13 protein-coding genes and 5 pseudogenes are annotated in these 16,168 nt (G+C 48.0%); 7 read left to right on the top strand and 11 right to left on the bottom strand.

The features are described from left to right. Positions 1-29: 29 nt before the first annotated feature. From LU633_RS02000 to soxR, 4 genes and pseudogenes are all read right to left on the bottom strand, one after another. Positions 30-1,679 carry a Na+/H+ antiporter gene (locus tag LU633_RS02000; RefSeq protein ID WP_020322968.1) on the bottom strand — a complete coding sequence of 550 codons (1,650 nt, stop codon included), beginning with the start codon at positions 1,677-1,679 and terminating at the stop codon, positions 30-32. A 171-nt stretch (positions 1,680-1,850) separates the two neighbouring features. Continuing rightward, positions 1,851-3,200: an NCS2 family permease gene (locus LU633_RS01995; protein ID WP_020322969.1), complete on the bottom strand. Its 1,350-nt coding sequence runs from the start codon at positions 3,198-3,200 to the stop codon at positions 1,851-1,853. 223 nt (positions 3,201-3,423) lie between these two features. Beyond that, a complete protein-coding gene (locus LU633_RS01990) occupies positions 3,424-4,086 on the bottom strand; it encodes a glutathione S-transferase family protein (protein ID WP_020322971.1) in 663 nt (220 codons plus the stop codon). A 43-nt stretch (positions 4,087-4,129) separates the two neighbouring features. Next, positions 4,130-4,576, bottom strand: a pseudogene (gene soxR / locus LU633_RS01985) (redox-sensitive transcriptional activator SoxR). 144 nt (positions 4,577-4,720) lie between these two features. Between soxR and soxS the strand changes: the two are divergent. Both soxS and LU633_RS01975 read left to right on the top strand, forming a co-directional pair. Then, positions 4,721-5,047 (top strand): annotated as a pseudogene (soxS, locus tag LU633_RS01980) (superoxide response transcriptional regulator SoxS); the annotation flags it as partial. A 303-nt stretch (positions 5,048-5,350) separates the two neighbouring features. Further along, positions 5,351-5,606 (top strand): annotated as a pseudogene (locus LU633_RS01975) (YjcB family protein). Positions 5,607-5,657: 51 nt separating this feature from the next. On the opposite strand, the gene LU633_RS01970 reads toward LU633_RS01975, so the two are convergent. Beyond that, positions 5,658-6,611 (bottom strand): ATP-grasp fold amidoligase family protein, encoded by a 954-nt coding sequence (locus LU633_RS01970; protein WP_020322975.1) that lies wholly within the window; start codon positions 6,609-6,611, stop codon positions 5,658-5,660. Beyond that, positions 6,605-7,876 carry an MATE family efflux transporter gene (locus tag LU633_RS01965; protein WP_040465459.1) on the bottom strand — a complete coding sequence of 424 codons (1,272 nt, stop codon included), beginning with the start codon at positions 7,874-7,876 and terminating at the stop codon, positions 6,605-6,607. Before LU633_RS01965 ends, LU633_RS01970 begins: the two co-directional genes overlap by 7 nt. Positions 7,877-8,390: 514 nt before the next feature. Between LU633_RS01965 and LU633_RS01960 the strand changes: the two genes are divergently transcribed. From LU633_RS01960 to LU633_RS25690, 5 genes and pseudogenes are all read left to right on the top strand, one after another. After that, positions 8,391-8,786, top strand: coding sequence for an IS3 family transposase (locus tag LU633_RS01960; protein WP_020322977.1), 396 nt, complete (start codon positions 8,391-8,393; stop codon positions 8,784-8,786). A gap of 1,662 nt (positions 8,787-10,448) precedes the next feature. After that, a complete protein-coding gene (locus LU633_RS01955; protein ID WP_161796965.1) occupies positions 10,449-10,589 on the top strand; it encodes a hypothetical protein in 141 nt (46 codons plus the stop codon). Positions 10,590-10,597: 8 nt separating this feature from the next. Next, positions 10,598-11,812: an IS91 family transposase gene (locus LU633_RS01950; protein ID WP_046371879.1), complete on the top strand. Its 1,215-nt coding sequence runs from the start codon at positions 10,598-10,600 to the stop codon at positions 11,810-11,812. Positions 11,813-12,841: 1,029 nt separating this feature from the next. Further along, a pseudogene (locus LU633_RS01945) lies at positions 12,842-13,251 on the top strand (DUF535 family protein). Beyond that, positions 13,149-13,454 (top strand): DUF535 family protein, encoded by a 306-nt coding sequence (locus LU633_RS25690; RefSeq protein ID WP_407647025.1) that lies wholly within the window; start codon positions 13,149-13,151, stop codon positions 13,452-13,454. Before LU633_RS01945 ends, LU633_RS25690 begins: the two are co-directional and overlap by 103 nt. Here the strand turns inward: LU633_RS25690 and LU633_RS01935 are convergent. From LU633_RS01935 to LU633_RS01915, 5 genes and pseudogenes are all read right to left on the bottom strand, one after another. Continuing rightward, positions 13,451-13,897, bottom strand: coding sequence for a DUF3828 domain-containing protein (locus LU633_RS01935; protein ID WP_020322979.1), 447 nt, complete (start codon positions 13,895-13,897; stop codon positions 13,451-13,453). The two genes, LU633_RS25690 and LU633_RS01935, sit on opposite strands and share 4 nt — an antisense overlap. Before the next feature lie 132 nt (positions 13,898-14,029). Beyond that, complete coding sequence (locus LU633_RS01930; RefSeq protein ID WP_161796994.1) at positions 14,030-14,182, bottom strand: alpha/beta fold hydrolase; 153 nt, start codon at positions 14,180-14,182, stop codon at positions 14,030-14,032. Further along, a complete protein-coding gene (locus tag LU633_RS01925; RefSeq protein ID WP_051124368.1) occupies positions 14,175-14,663 on the bottom strand; it encodes a hypothetical protein in 489 nt (162 codons plus the stop codon). The genes LU633_RS01930 and LU633_RS01925 overlap by 8 nt, the downstream gene beginning before the upstream one ends. 95 nt (positions 14,664-14,758) lie before the next feature. Next, on the bottom strand, positions 14,759-14,956 hold the full coding sequence (locus LU633_RS01920; protein ID WP_020322980.1) for an amidohydrolase: 198 nt from the start codon (positions 14,954-14,956) through the stop codon (positions 14,759-14,761). 155 nt (positions 14,957-15,111) lie between these two features. Further along, positions 15,112-15,759 (bottom strand): annotated as a pseudogene (locus LU633_RS01915) (IS6 family transposase). Positions 15,760-16,168: the final 409 nt, after the last annotated feature.

Genomic DNA, 16,168 nt, shown 5'->3' with positions numbered 1-16,168 from the left:
TAAATAAAGGGAAAGCAAACAGGCTGATATTACGCTTCTTTTTCGATAAGTAACGTCTCAAGCAGATCGAGTTCGTGCTGCATCTTCTGCATGGTTTCGTTGCTTATTTTTTTTGTGGCGCGCAAATGATATAATTCACCTCGCTCGGCCCGCAGTGCGGTTAAGCGGAACCGCCGTTCGAGGTTTTCAGCACTCAGGGCCTGTTCAAGGTCGTCTTTGCCCTCCACCCGGCGATACATAGTGCCGATGACTCGTGAACCGATCTCTTTCACCAGTTCAGGATCGATGTTTTCTTCGGTATCCGCCATCAGTCGTTCTTCCATTTTATGCAGACTTTCAATGGCGGTTTCGGCCATGACCGCCCTGGCCATCTGGACTTCATGGCGGTGAGCGGTTTTATCAACGCCTTCCACACCGCGCAACAGTACGGGTAATAACATCACACCGACGACCAGGGAAAATAAGATCACGCCGGTTGCCAGAAAGACCAATTCATAACGTGCCGGAAATCCTGCACCATTGGGAAGAAACAGGGGAATAGAAAGCACACCCGCCAGCGTTATCGCCCCACGGACCCCAGCAAAAGAGGCAATCAGGAGTTCGCGCAGTGAATAATGGGTGAATTCCATCGGATGTTTTTTCAGCAATCGCTGGCTGATCAGGCGCATTGTCCACAGCCATACAAAACGCACCGCCATCAGCGCCACGTATATCATGACCACCGAAACTACCAGCATCCAGAAGTCAACATTGGGGTCGGAGTTTGCCTCGGTGACGGAAATCTGCAAAATATCTGGCAATTGTAGCCCCAGCATCAGAAACACCATGCCGTTGAAGACAAATTCCAGCATCTGCCAGACGCTGTTAGCACGTAAACGCATTGCAAGTGGTGCCTGGCGAATGATCCCGGAACGGGTGATGGTCATACCAGCGGCCACCGCTGCCAGAATGCCCGAGAATCCAATATGTTCTGCAATCAGATAAGAGGCAAACGGCAGCAGCAGCAGCAGCACGGTCTGCGTGGCCGGATCGTCACCACTCCAACGACTAAGTAATCGCAGGGAGCGTCCATATAACCAGCAGATGACAGCCCCGGCCAGCAATCCGCCGACCGCGACTTTGACAAACTCCAGTGAAGCACCGGAAACGGTAAAGATCATCGTCCCCATCGCGACGGCCACAGCAAATTTCAATGAAACCAGGCCGGACGCATCGTTCATCAACGCCTCACCTTGCAGGATCGCCATAATTTTCTTAGGGATGCGGCCTTCCCCTACGATACCGGAGAGCGCCACGGCATCGGTTGGCGACAGCACTGCGGCCAAGGCAAATGCAGGTAATAGCGGGATGCCGGGCACCAGCCAGTAAATCAGATAACCAATCCCCACCACGGTGATCAGTACCAGCACCAATGCCAGGCCAATAATTTCCCGACCATGATGCAAGAATTCACTGGTGGGCGTTTTCCAGCCGTCTGCAAATAGCAAAGGCGGGATAAACAGCACCAGAAACAGCTCCGGATCAAAATCCACATGCAATCCAAAGGTAGGCCAGGCAAGCAATGCACCTAACGCTATCTGTACTAATGGCAGTGGGATTTGAAAAGGGATGAGGCGGGCGGCAACGCCTGACAGTGAAACCATCAGCGTAAGTATAAGAATAGTAAAAAATATTTCCATGTTGTCCTTAAAAAAACTCGTCCAGGTGTTTGCTACAAACCCAACCGGGCTAGCGCAGGCGGATAGTAAAACAAAAATATAAACCGTTTAAAAACAGGATGCATAATATCGGAGAGAAAAAAGGGAGATAAAGAGAACAGAGGCCGGACGATCGGCCTCTGGAAGACAGATTTAAATGGCCCAGCCACCTGCATAAAATGTCACAAGCGCCAGGGCAATCACTACCGTGCCAACATTCAGCTTGCGCCACTCGCCCGCACAAACACGACCAATCACCAGCGAACCAAAACCCAGCATAATTCCAGTGACGATATTGCAGGTCAGCACGATGAACACCGCCGCCAGTAGCCCGGACATAGCATCAACAAAATCAGTGAAGTCGATTTTAGACACGTTACTCAACATCAGCAGCCCTACATACATCAGCGCCGGAGCCGTGGCATAACCCGGCACCAGGTAAGCCAGCGGAGAGAGGAACAGGATCAGCAGAAACAGAATACCCACCACGATGGCCGTCAAACCCGTTTTGCCTCCTGCCGCAGCCCCCGCAGCAGACTCAATGTAAACTGCCGCTGGCGCACCGCCCACCAGACCGGAAAAGACGCTGCTCAACGAATCCGTGGTCAATGCCTTACCACCATTAATTATCTGCCCATCTTTATCCAGCAGGTTGGCCTGCCCCGCCACCGCCCGAATGGTTCCGGTGGCGTCAAACACGGCGGTCATCACCAGCGCCAGTACGCTGGGCAGCACGGCAGGTTTCAACGCGCCGAGAATATCCAGGCTGAATACCAGTGAATGTCCCTGAGCATCGGACAGCGAAGGCATGGCAAACAGCCCCTGGTATTTCACGGTGGGATCAAAAATCAAACCGGCTACCGATATTGTAATGATCGTTAACAAAATGCCGCCAGGCACGCGCAGTTTTTCCAGGCCAAAAATGACCGCCAGCCCCGCCAGGGACATCATTACAGGAAAAGAGGCAAAGTTACCCAGCGCTATCGGCAGTCCGGGCGCAGGATTTTTTACTACAAGCTCAACACCGTCCGCGGCAATCAGCAACAGAAACAGACCAATCCCCACACCCGTTCCATGTGCCACGCCCATGGGCAGATTACGCAAAATCCATGCCCGAATACCGGTTGCCGAAATAAGCGTAAACAGCGCCCCCATCAAAAACACCGCGCCCAGCGCCACAGGCACGCTGATATGCTGCCCTAACACCAGACTGAATGCGGTAAATGCGGTAAGGGAAATCGCACAGCCAATCGCCATCGGCAAATTAGCCCACAGCCCAATGATTAACGAACCAAACCCTGCGACCAGGCAGGTGGAAACAAATACGGCAGTCGGTGGAAAACCTGCTTTACCGAGCATCGAAGGAACGACAATCACCGAATAGACCATCGCAAGAAAAGTAGTGAGGCCAGCGATCACCTCCTGGCGAACTGAGCTACCGCGTGCAGAAATGTTAAACCAGGTATCCAGCGAACCGCCTGCCTGATAAGAAGGAGTCGACATGTGAGAAAATCCCCTGAGAATTCTTATGATTTATTAAAAGGCAAACGATTATCCTGCCTTTATCGGTGCATTTTCAACTCCGAACCCTTTACAGAGTGGCGCTACCGCACTCTGGTGACGAGCAGGTATAACAGACCAGACGTTACCCTGTGTGCATGGTGCGCCGTAATAGCACTTTCTTATGAGAACAGGATGGTTTCAGGGGAATGAAAAGCAGTACGCCTTACTCGAGGCTGATTTCTCCGCCCTTATTTATCGCCCGCTGCCAGGCCGCGCGATGCTTCACTTTATCCAGCCATGCTGAAATAGCAGGGCTGTTCGCTGCACCACCACGGCTGGCAAGCGCCTGCAACGGGAAGCTCATTTGTACATCCGCAATGCTGAATGGAGAACCGGCAAACCATTCATTCTGCGCCAGATGCTGTTCGATAAAACCACGATGCGTGGCGAGTTGCTTGTCCAGATAGCCTTTTTGCACGCCTTTGCCAAATGCTCCTCCCACTGGACGCAACAGCCAAGGCACCGGGGGCTTACCAAGACGGCTAAAAATGAGCTTCATCACCAGCAGAGGCATGAGCGATCCTTCCGCATAATGCAGCCAGTAGCGAGCTTGCAGACGGGCCTCTTCATCATCAAGGGTAAATCGATTTTCACTGTCATAGCGTTCCTGAAGGTATTCAAGGATAGCGCCGGACTCCGCAATGGTGCGGTTGCCATCGGTGATAATCGGGGATTTACCCAAAGGATAAATCTGCTTTAGCGCCTGAGGTGCCAGCATGTTGTTTTCACGCTGGTATTGTTTGATTTGATAAGGGAGTTCAAGCTCTTCAAGCATCCACAACACACGCTGCGAGCGGGAGTTATTCAGGTGGTGAACGGTGATCATAACGGGTCCTTGTGTGAATAAAGTGCTTTCAGTATAGACACGGTTACTCTCGTGTAGGCTCCGGCAGGATAGCACCGATACCGCGTTCGCTGAGGCGATCATCAGGGTTACGCAGCGGGCAGTCGGCCATTGACAGGCAGCCACAGCCGATGCAGCCGTCCAGATCGTCTCGCAGACGGGTTAATGTCGTGATGCGATTTTCCAGTTCCTCCCGCCACTTACTGGAAAGCACCGCCCATTCTTCTGGCGGCTTACGCTTACCTGCGGGAAATTGCATCCGGTGCCCACCAATGGTGGCAAGTGGGATGCCGATGCGCTGGGCAATTTTGATAATGGCGACCTACCGGAGGACATCGCGGTGATAACGCCGCTGATTGCCAGCATTTCTGAAGCTGCTAATCAACCCTTTGCTTTCATAGAAATGCAATGCAGAAACAGCTACACCACAGCGTTGGGAAACATCACCGGGTGTCAGTTCACGCTTGTTCAGGGAATGATGTTTTTTTCATCTTTCTGCTTTACCTCAAGTTAACTTGAGGAATTATACTCAGCAGCCGTTGAGAAGATGAAATAAAAACGCATCGTTATTCCATGACCACCAACCCAGCTGTCACAACAGGGGAGAAAACAATGTATGCATGACGACATCATCAACACACTCACCACCTGGATTGACAGCAATCTGGGTAAAGCACTTTCTATCGAAAGCGTAGCCGCTAAATCAGGCTATTCGAAATGGCATTTACAGCGGATGTTTCGCACGGTGACACGTCAGACACTGGGGGAGTATATTCGTGACCGCCGTTTGACGCTCGCCGCGAAAGCATTACGCCAGACTCAGCGTCCGGTTTTTGATATCGCCATGCAGTACGGTTATGAATCGCGGCAGACCTTCTCCAGAGTATTCCGTCGACAGTTTTCAATGACGCCCACAGCCTGTCGTCACTCAATGCGCCACCGCGTCTGCTCACTGATATAAGTCCTGGCGTACTCGGGTTGAACGCAGATCAATGCACCGACTGCACGTTGTTGTCCGACGTCTTATAGAAAAAGCATAACAGTTACTCTTTCCTGTTGAAGTAAAAACCATCCAGTTATGCTGAAAAGCGGTCAATTTTTTCTGACGGATGACACAATGTGACATTAATCACACTTTTATCATTCTGTATTCAATGCAGATGAAGAGTACGCCTGGCAAGATTTGATCCCGATTTTGATGAGATTGCATTGCCAGACCTAATTTATTGCGGAGTTTTTTAAAGATATGGCTACTATAACCGCCAGCCTGGTATTAATGATATGAGGCTGGTCAGTGCAGTAATGATGTTTCTGGCCAGTACTTGCAACCTGAAATGTCGCCTGTATCCACAGGCATCGGGATCGGCATGTCATGCTGGTTTGTCATCGGTCTTTTAGGGATAAGTTTGAGCATGGAAAATATGCTCTATTTCTGGCAGGTTACTAAAGATGTATTTGTGGGCGTAATGAGTCACACGCCAACAGACTACCCCATGCCATAAAAAATTCTCTGCCGTCTGCTTCGGAAGGCGGCAGAGCTCAGCGGCATATCGTTACATCTTTTTCATTGCCACTGGCAAACCCGCCATATGTTCGACTTTCCTTTCAGCCTTCTGGGGCTTGCAGTCCTGCACCCACATATTGCCCATGATTTCGTTCAGCCCTTGATCCAGCCCGGTAACCAGACCCGCGCCAGGGGTAAAGGTAAGCTCGCCAAAGTAAACCTGGCCTTCATTAATGTACCAATCCACGCGCACATAATCGAAATCACTCGCCAGTTTTTTACTCAGTTCCAATGCTTTCTCCAGCGTCGGTAATTCGCTGCTGATATCAAAGCCGGTATCACGTATTTTGTAAAAGCAGTATTTCAGATTATTAACATAAAAACTCATCGACAGGGGAGCGTCCCCCACTCGGTTATAAATCACCTGTAACACATACTCAAAATTACCGTCCTTCTTATTGAACATATGAAATTTATAGTCCACTGCCGCTAATTTACCCTCGCCAATGTATTGCTCAACCAGAATGCGCGGTTTGATATAACGATAATGGATCTCGCGTGCCTCCAATGAAAAGTCACGATTCAGCCAGTCTTTGCATTTTTTTATCAGCATCTTTTTTTGACTGTAATCCGGTTCGTCTAACAAAATTTCCACCATTCCTGAGCCATGATTAGATTTAACAACGGTATTTTTAAGTGATTCAAGTTTAAACAATGTATCAGGCTGTGATGTCTCATGAATAAATGGAATCAGGTACTTACCCCCTATTTTTTTCGCAAAATAGTCTCTGACTAAAATTTTGTCTGAAAGAATGCCATAACGAGCATGATCGCCAGTGACAAATTTACGATAAAGGATTTTCTCGTTAAATAACCTGGGTTGATTAATATTTGGCAATTTTTTAAATTTCCGAAAATAATAGACCCGGTCCTGATAAATCCACGGTATTTTCTTAAAAAAATACAATACGCTTTTTCTCAATTTTATTTTGAATTTCAACATTTTTGCCTCAGTTTGTATGTTTTGTAGTTGAGTGAGGACAGCTGTATTTTAAGAATAACACCATTCTTAAAGAAATAATTCATTACGGTGAGAGATAATAACTCAGTAATCAGAACGCTCCAGGCAGCACCTGTTAAACCCCAGCAGCGTATGAAATACCAATTGGTCATTACGCTAATCGTCACCAAAAACACAATTTTCACCAGCAGATAATTAAAACCACCCTCTTTGATCATATAACGGTAAGCAATAGTTCCCATGGCAGAAAAGCAGGTTGCCACAGACAACAACGTCACAAGACTTACCGATTCTGCATAGTCTTGTCCATAAAGCTTACTAATCAGGTACTTGCCAAATAAGGCCACCACGAGAAGCATCAGCAACGATATTGCCATCACGTAGCCATAAAGTCTTGCAGTCAACTTCTCCGCAATATCCGTGCGCTCCCTGAAAATTTCAGCAAAGCTCGACGTAATAATTGCCGCAGGGATAAAAATCCAGGAGGTCGAAATAGTGTTTGCTGCGGTAAACAACCCAAGCTGGTGCGCAGACCCCACACCGACTAAAAAAAACTGTGCCAGTTTTACCTGAACAGCAATAAATACGCTGGATATTGCCAGCGGTAAACCAGCCTGGAACAAATGGCGCAGGTAGCTACGCTGCCTGCGCTTCGGTGGCGGGCTGATGCTGTTAGCCTGATAAAACATGTTGCGCTTAATCAGGTAAGGCAAAAACGTTACGGAAATGATCGAAAGAGACAGCCAGAGTGGACTGAGTCTGAACCACACGATGCTGTAACTTAAGGCAAAGCTGAACACCATCCCCATTGAATTTGCGAAGGTGTTCATACGTGACGCCAGCCTGGCATTATTATAAACGCTAAAAATGTCCTGAGTAACAAAAATTGCAGATAAAAAAGACGCTACAGCAAAGATTAGAAAATTCTCTCGCATGGTAATCCAGATATAAATTAATATCGGTACGGACAGTGATAATAACAATGTTATGCGTAGCTGTGTAGCGACAGCCATTAGCCTTATTCCTCTGGTTGTGCTCTTACTAATATTCTTGAATAAAATAGTTTCAGTACCGAAAATAGCGATTGTCTGAATAATCGAAAAAAGAGAGGCAGAGAATGCTATTTGTCCGAATATCACTGGGCCAAAGGATTTAGCAACATAAGATGTCACAAATATCACGCTAAAGACTGACACCACTTTTTCAGACATCATCCAAGCGGCGTTTGATAAAACACTGTATCTCATTAGAGCATCCTTTGTAGTACTTAACCTAATGCCGAACTCAGTACATCCGTGTATGGAAGGGAAGCCTTGCTTAAAAAACGGATCTGAAATTTCTTTTTTGTGCAAATAAAACTAAGCCACGATTATTTTAGGAATTTATTGATACAGCGTACCTTATTCAGGAATATTCCGATCAGCACTGGACTTAATTAAACGAAAATGAAAAAACAGAACAGAACTAATAATTATCCTGGCACTGAGATTTATACTCGGGATTATTCTTAATTACCTGTCACCTGTATCTGATGAGATGAAACGAATTTATAACAAAAAACAAAATATCGAAAGTCAGCTGGCACCAGGGTAATTAAAATAGGAGAAATCCCATGATGATATTTCTTCATAATACCTTAACGTAAAGCATTACATTCAAATCGCATACTTAACAAGGCTGACATAATTTACGGATTATTTAGATCCACTAATTAGTGAAATTGTTCTCGTCACATTATAGTTAAGAAAGGTAATAGCATCTATGAGAAAGTCACGATATACCGAAGAGCAAATAACCAGTGCGATTAAAGCATCTGAGTGCGGCGTTAAAGTGAAAGAGATTTGTGAAGAACTGGGAATATCCGAAGCAACTTTTTATAGCTGGAAAAAGAAATACTCTGGGCTTTTCTCTGAAGAAGGAAGAAAAATCAAAAACTTAGAGGATAAGGTTCACACCATGGAACGAGAATTACAAATGCTGACATCTGATAAAGAGATGTTGCAAAGCGTAATGAAAAACTTCTTTACAACAAATGAGAAGCGTCAGGCGGTTAATTTCCTGCAGGAAACTTATGAAATCGGTACCAGACGTAGCTGCCGTTTAATGGATATTAGTCGCAGCGTTTATCACTATCCCTACAATCTGGAAAATCACTAACAGCAGAAGAAATTAATGTCTTCTTTATTAGTAAACTATAAATACTCCGCTTTTTGTACGGGAGTCTGGTTCTACTCCTGGTCGACATATTTTCTGATTTTCTAATCATTAAACCCGAACTCATCAGGGTTCGCGGCAAAAGATCCATCAAAATTAGTCTTTAACATCAAATGAATACAGACGTATCTTTCTCCCACATAGAGAAAGATACGTCTGTTACTTCATTAGTGACGCTGACGATTAGTTTCATCAATCCCTTTTTTTGAGTTAATTTAATACAGAGGAGCAGGCATTTACCTCAGAAAATATTTACATTCTATTCATTGTCGTGCTATTATAAGTACGTTGTTCACTTACTCTCGTGCTCCCATCACCAACCTGTATCATTCGCCAGTGAACGATTAAGAAAAAAACTTAACCTTTCTTTAGCTTTCCCCAACTGATTGAACAATCTTGAGTTAATTACACATGCAGTATTAATGTTTCCGAATTTACTCGCGACCAGTATTAATCAGAATATCGATAAATTTTTTGAGTTACAGGTGGTTTAACAGGTCAGAGGCCATGCCAATTACTTCCTCGGTAGAAATAAGAAATACCGATTGATTGTATTAAAAAAGTGATGAATGGCATTAGCGATTGTTCTTATAGCGGAACAATCACAGACTGTGGCAGCAAGATATCCCCCTGAGGCAATCCATAACAACGGCATCAATCGCAAAAAACGTGGCATAAACCTTAAAAACCGGATGAAGAAAGTCCCAATTTTTGTTTGTCACCAACACCATCAACCTGCTTTGCTTATTTGATGACCGCTATTTTGCAACCACCCTTTTCACTTTTTATTGAGGTATTTAGCACCAAAGCGCTCTCTGACAGCGCTGGCAAGCGATGATACAAATCACCGGATGCCACCCTGTAGCAAAATAAAATCAGACCAGCTGAAGTGCAAATAAAGGCGAATAAAAAGAGATACAGGATCGCCAGAGGATGTCTCACCGCTGGCTTTGGTGGCGATGTGTTCAGATCATCATCAGATATTTCCCGGAAAATACCACGTCCAGCTAATCATCATGTCGGTTACCAAAAAAGTACCGACTTACTGACTAAACGAACCACCATACCGGTTAACTGTGTCGCATTTCACCACATTGCCCTGATGTAAGCTGACCACAGCCAGAAAAATCAGTACCTCACGGTAAACGGCGCTCTACAGGCGCAAACAAAAGATCTATGCTCATTGTCGCGGCAGCCTGCGGCGAGTCTGGAGAGAACATAGCGCCCTTACAGGGCGAGCGTCACGGCTCTGCCGTTCCGAGGGTGTTCATGACCGGCTCACAGCTTTATACTCTGCGGTATGTTAATTTCTCAGGAAATCATTCACATGGCCCGTAGCAAAGCCCCCAGAAAGCGTAAACCCACGCCCTCGTCCCGACGCGCTATACCCGGATATCCTAAGCGTTTTCTGGTGTCCATTCCGCCCCGGAGCGATTATGACGACCCCGACGAGTTTTTTACGACACTCCGCAGGATGCCATTCGTCACTGTGTCCACCTGGGGCCACAGTTTTTCCTCGATACACACTTCGACCCGCCTCTCGTCTGCATCATCCGCGGCTTTGAGCCGCCTGACTCACCCGACGGCGATGTCGTCCTTGAGTCCATGCCAGCCGATGTGTTTATTATCGCCACAGAATCCGGCATGCTGCCGGTGACCTTCGCTCCCTGGGATAAACACACCGACAACTGGGCCGATGACTGTGACGACTGGCACTATAATACCGGTGCCACTGCAGAGCGATAATCCGCCGCATGTATATCCCGCGCCCGGCAAAACTGCTGTTCACCACTGATGACGCCTGGAACCGGTATATGGATAAACACGGGGACACCCTCAGCCCCTGGACCGTACTCTGCGTCGAGCGCATGCTCGCCTGCGGCACTGCTGCCATGGGGGTGAAGCGATACTGCTGCGCCTCCCCGGACTGCACCCACACCCGCTTCTTCTGCCAGACCTGTAAATCAAAAGGCTGCAGCTCCTGCGGACATAAGGCCACGGAGCAGTGGATTACAGAGCAACAGCAAATTCTGCCCGACTGCGACTGGCAGCATATCACCTTCACCATGCCCCATCTGCTGTGGCCCTTTTTCAACAATAACTGGCCTCTGCTCAATGCCCTGTTCCGCGCAGCCACCCGCGCCATGCTCCGCTGGGCCAGAAAACAGGGTGTGGAAGTCGGTATCTTCTGCGCCCTGCACACCTACGGTCGCCAGCTCAACCAGCATCCCCACATTCATCTCTCCGTCACCCGCGGCGGGCTTGATATTAAACACGGCGTATGGCGCGACCTCTTCTTTAAAAAGCATGCCGTGGAGGAAATCTGGCGCGGAGCCGTCATCCGGCTGCTGCGCCACAGCTATGACCTGATTAACCCCGGCAGGCTGCCGGGGCTGGGGCATATCCACGACAAAAAACAGTGGCTGCGCTATCTGCAGGCGCAGTACGGGCGCCGCTGGAAGGTCCACTTCGCGAAGAAGACCCGGGGGGCCTGGCGGAGCGTCAAATATCTGGGCCGGTACCTGAAACGGCCCCCCGTGTCGGCGGCGAAGCTGAGGCACTACAGCGGCGGCGCGGTGGTGCACCACTATTACGACCACCGTACGCAGCAGTACCGGCAGCAGACGCTGACGCAGGAAGATATGATCGGACGTTATATCAGCCATATCCCGGCGAAGCATTTTAAGATGGTGCGTTATTACGGTTTTTTATCAAACCGTAAACGGGGTAGCCTGCTGCCGAAGGTGTATGAAGCCCTGGAGATGGAAGCGCGGAAAAAACCGGAGAAGCCCGGCTTCGCCGCGCTGATGAAAGAATTTCTGCGCACGGATCCGTACAAATGCATTCTGTGCGGCAACCGACTGCGCTTCAGCAGTGCGCAGGCCGGGAGGCACGCGTCGGAGTTGGTGGCAGAAAGACTGCATAACATCGACCGGAAACGATGGCTTCTGGCACAGACTGCGGGATAAGTGCGTCTGAAAAACAGCTTTCAGGTTAAAAACGCGCCGCAAATGCCATTTTATGACCATAACGTTCCCGATGGCACATCATTACTGCATTACAGACACTGCTGCTCATGGTCAGGAAATTTTTAAAACGATGATTCAGTTTCCTAACCATGAACCAATACACGCATGATAAAAATTTTCCAGCAGTACCAGCACGCTTAATAACCCCAGGCCTTTCGCCATAGCAATATTTCCTTACACAATGCGAGACGTAACAGATGCTGGATAAGCAATCTGCCCAAAAAGCACAGCTTCCCGGCAGAGGGAACAGCGATCCATCACAGTCGGGCACAAAGAACGTATCCAGCCTGTATCCTTGCAACGGAGTAACGGAGCAAAAGGCTATTCGTCATCATAATTACGCCACATTTATATATTGTAAGCGTACCCGTTTTATCTGGTGAAAATTCCGGAGCGAAGCTGACAGCATCGCCCGTATTGCTAAAAATCACAGAATAGAGCCAGGCCAGAAGAGAACCGCCAGGACAGACCTGCTGCCAGTCCATTTCTGATGATTATTTTTTGCCACGCGGCCGCTACAAACTACAAAAATTAACCATCACAAAATCACGCGGTTTAGTGACAACACGCGATATCTTCATAATGAAACAAAATAATAACTTGTGTTTAATCTCTTGAAAGTTAAACACCTCGTAAACTGATCGTAATGGTCTTATATTGCCGCAGAGATATTTATCTGGCGTTGAAGATTGAAGTGCTTCACTGGCTTTTTCTTCACCAGGAATTTAACATGTCTCATACCACTCTATTGCCTCAGCAGGAAAGCAGTTTCACTTTTTTCCTCTCCCTGATTTCCGGCAGATTGAAGCCGGGGAAATTGTGGTATGACCGTAAATATCGCATTAAATATCTGGTACGTTCGCTGATCCCATCATGCGTTCAATTCTGACAATCCAACACACCTTGCCCAGTAAGATTCACCGACATTATTTATATGGCGTGATGCCGATGATATAACGTGTACAGTCGGTGATCGATCACTACGGTTTCATTAAGAATCTGTCATGGTTTCGTCCCCAGCAAGCCATGCTGACGACGCAAGGAATGGAAGTATTGCAGTTTACTGGCAGGAATGGTGAACCTTTCAATATCACGCTGGCCTGCACCGGCCGCTGCGAAGGCGAAGTTAATCTTTTTATCAGCGCATCAGGCATAAAACTGGCGATGCTGACGTTTAGCGTCACGCGGCTAAACGTCAGGCACGTGATGGTGATCGGCGGAATCCGGGGGGCTCACAGGGATACCCCCATGAGCTTATCCGCGAAGCGACTAAAGCCTGCTATGGTTTGTTTCCCAAGCGGCTACTGATGGAAACCCTGCAGTTATTCTGTCAGGCAACAGGCGTGGAAGAGATCCAGACCGCCTGCGTTATCGACTGAAGAAAAAGAACCTGTTTCTCGCCAGCTATAATGAATTCTGGGAAACGCTGAATGCCAAACCGCTATCCGCTGCGTTGTATGAAATCCCACTGGAATTTCCACGTAAGCCGCTGGAGAGCATCCTCAGCAAAAAACGGTCAGAATACCGAAAACGCTATGAGCTGCTGGATATATTGAAAGAACAGTTTTTCGGGCACGCCTAATCGACGTGCAGATTTTCTTTGGCAACATCGTCTATCTTCCATACTCCCCGCTCCCGATGGAGAGTGACCAGCAATAGCTGGCGATCTTCGGGGTCGTTACCTAGGGTGACATAAACCGATGCAGTGTCGCCATCAATCGTGAAGCGGCTGACGCTAACATGGTCTATCCACGAATCGCTGTAATCCTGATCCTGCAAAAAATAGTCGTCGTCCATACCGTCAGGGCTTTTGATCAACACATAGATTTTTTGCAGCAACTGCGGCGTAACATACTCGTTCAATACGGGATCGTGCTCATCAATGGGGCTTTCTTCTTTGTTCAGTGCGCTGAGATACCAACTGTAGAAGTTTTTGCTGGTGGTCTGAGGATCACTATTCTGTTCCGCCGCTCCGGCGTGCAAAGCAAGCAGCGCTATGCACAGCGCCAGTAACCATTTTTTCATTAGTACCATCTCTTCCCGATAAATTCTTTTGGTAGCAGACAGGGTGCATCCATACTTTGTATGCTAAAACCCTGCTAATTTACCCTTTCATGTCATTTTTTGAGCGGATTTCTGCATTTTTTTAGTAACTTTTTATCCGGGCGTGTTTTCCAGCCAGCGGGACAGGCATTGCGCCAGTCTGGCTGGCTGTTCCAGCGGTAACATATGGCCTGAACCATCGATGATTTCAAGCGTAGCCTCAGGCAGATGGTCATACAGTATTTGTGACTCCTCCAAGCTACGCACCCTGTCTTCCGCAGCGGCAATAACCAGCACCGGGCGGTGGATCTGGTTCAAGAAGATGGGTGTCACTGTCACGGGCCATCAGCAATTGCCGACAGTATGCATCCTTGCCCATGCCCAGGCTCATTTGATGGATTTGCGATTGCAAATTGGGGTCGTTGGCATGCTTTTCACTCAATGACAGGCGTATCGTTTTCTGCCCAAGGCCAAAAAAGTGGCCATGACTGTTTATCAGCGAGCTTGCCGTAGCCACTTTGAAAGCACGGGCCTGCGGGCTATTCTGCTGGTTGGACGTCGCAATCAGCACTAAGCGTTGCACGCGCTGCTGTGTCTGAGAAAGTACTCTGGCCGCCATTTCTTCCAGTGAGTTGTCCTTGGACAAATCGCCATAAATCAGCGGTCCATAAGCCAAAAGCGCATTACTCATGTTCTGCCACAGCACGGCATCACACATCACGTCGGGCAGTAAAACCATCCCCGCCATCTTGTCTCTCCCCCTAACGTGTTTCCAGCGATAATAGCAGCCTTGCAACAATTCTTTCAGGGGGTTCTTCTGCTGTTTTATTATCGGGCGTCTGGCTATTTGTAAAAAGTCACGCCCGGTTTCGGCCGCTCACCCACCGTCAATGAAAATACATCGAGACGGGAATAATGCCCGGAAACATCAAAATCATAGCGTGCGTGCACCAGTTCATCCGTATCAATTTTTGCCGTAAGCAAACCGCTGACACCGATCATCGGCCCTGCAAGCACCTCACCCAGTTGCCCAATAATCATACTGTTACCGTTAATTAATGCTCTGTCTGGTGCACAGCCAGGAACAGCCTTACCTGATTCCGCTGGCGCTGGCTGAATTTGACACGCCGTGATGACAAAACAGGGTTCTGTCACATTAACGGAGAAAGGACGAAAAAACCTGAACTGCCTGTTTTTCAGGCAACCAACAGATAAAATTGTTCCGCAGGTGATAATCCCTCACTTTGTGGATGCTGATATTGTCCTTTGCGTATGATGTGAATCAATTCGATGCCTGCCAGTATCGTCTGGGCCCGCCGGAATGATTTGAATCCCAGCATGGGACGGGTTCGCCGTTTGATGTTGCGGTGATCCTGCTCAACCAGATTATTAAGATATTTGCTTTGCCTGACGGTGATGCTTTCCTCAGCGGCTTTGTCGGCATTGAGCGTGACCAGGGCGGCGGTATTAGCGCCACTTTTATCAATCGTCACCACCTCAGGTTCGCAGTGGTGGCGGATGGCCTTACGAAAGAAACGCAGCGCCGCTGCAGCATCCCGTCTGACGGTCAGCAGAAAATCGATGGTCTGCCCGCGGTATCGACGGCCCGGTACAGATATTTCCACTGACCTCGGACTGTGATACAGGTTTCATCCATGCGCCAGCGGCACAATACGGATAGCCCGGCGATGGAGCGTGGAATGGTCAACAACAATCCCTCGTTCAGCCATCATTTCCTCCAGATTGCGCAGACTCAGGGCATAAGCCAGATACCAGCGAACACACTGAGAAATAATATCGACGGGATAATGCAGTCGTTTGAAGGCGTCTCGGGTCAGAGGCATCGGCAGGCTACATCAATAAAAACAGTATGTTACTTGACTCCACCTTAATGCGACACAACCAAAATGATTAATTAATCAACCGGGCTGGTGAGCTAAATAAAAAGCATGAAATAAGAGGTAACAAATTGTAGTGGTAAAAGTGCATAAAACAGGGCGGTACAAGCTATTTGATTTTGCCTGTAAAAAATGATGTTACCGTAAAGGAACTGATAACATCGGAACTTCGCGGCCAATTAAACGCTGTTCTGAGAGTACCCTGTAAGGGCACGTCGGGACTCGCCAGCTCATTGACAATGAACTGGCGAAAATATTGAAGGATAAGAATCAGCAAATCGTAGAGTAGGCCTCTGGTTTGAAGGAGCCTGTAATTTAAATTGTGTATCTGCCTGTTTTTGATATCTTCATTTCG

The sequence above is a fragment of the Erwinia tracheiphila genome (assembly GCF_021365465.1).
Taxonomy (GTDB): domain Bacteria; phylum Pseudomonadota; class Gammaproteobacteria; order Enterobacterales; family Enterobacteriaceae; genus Erwinia; species Erwinia tracheiphila.
Note: the sequence above shows the minus strand (reverse complement) of the source record. Positions and strands in the feature narration are given on the sequence as shown.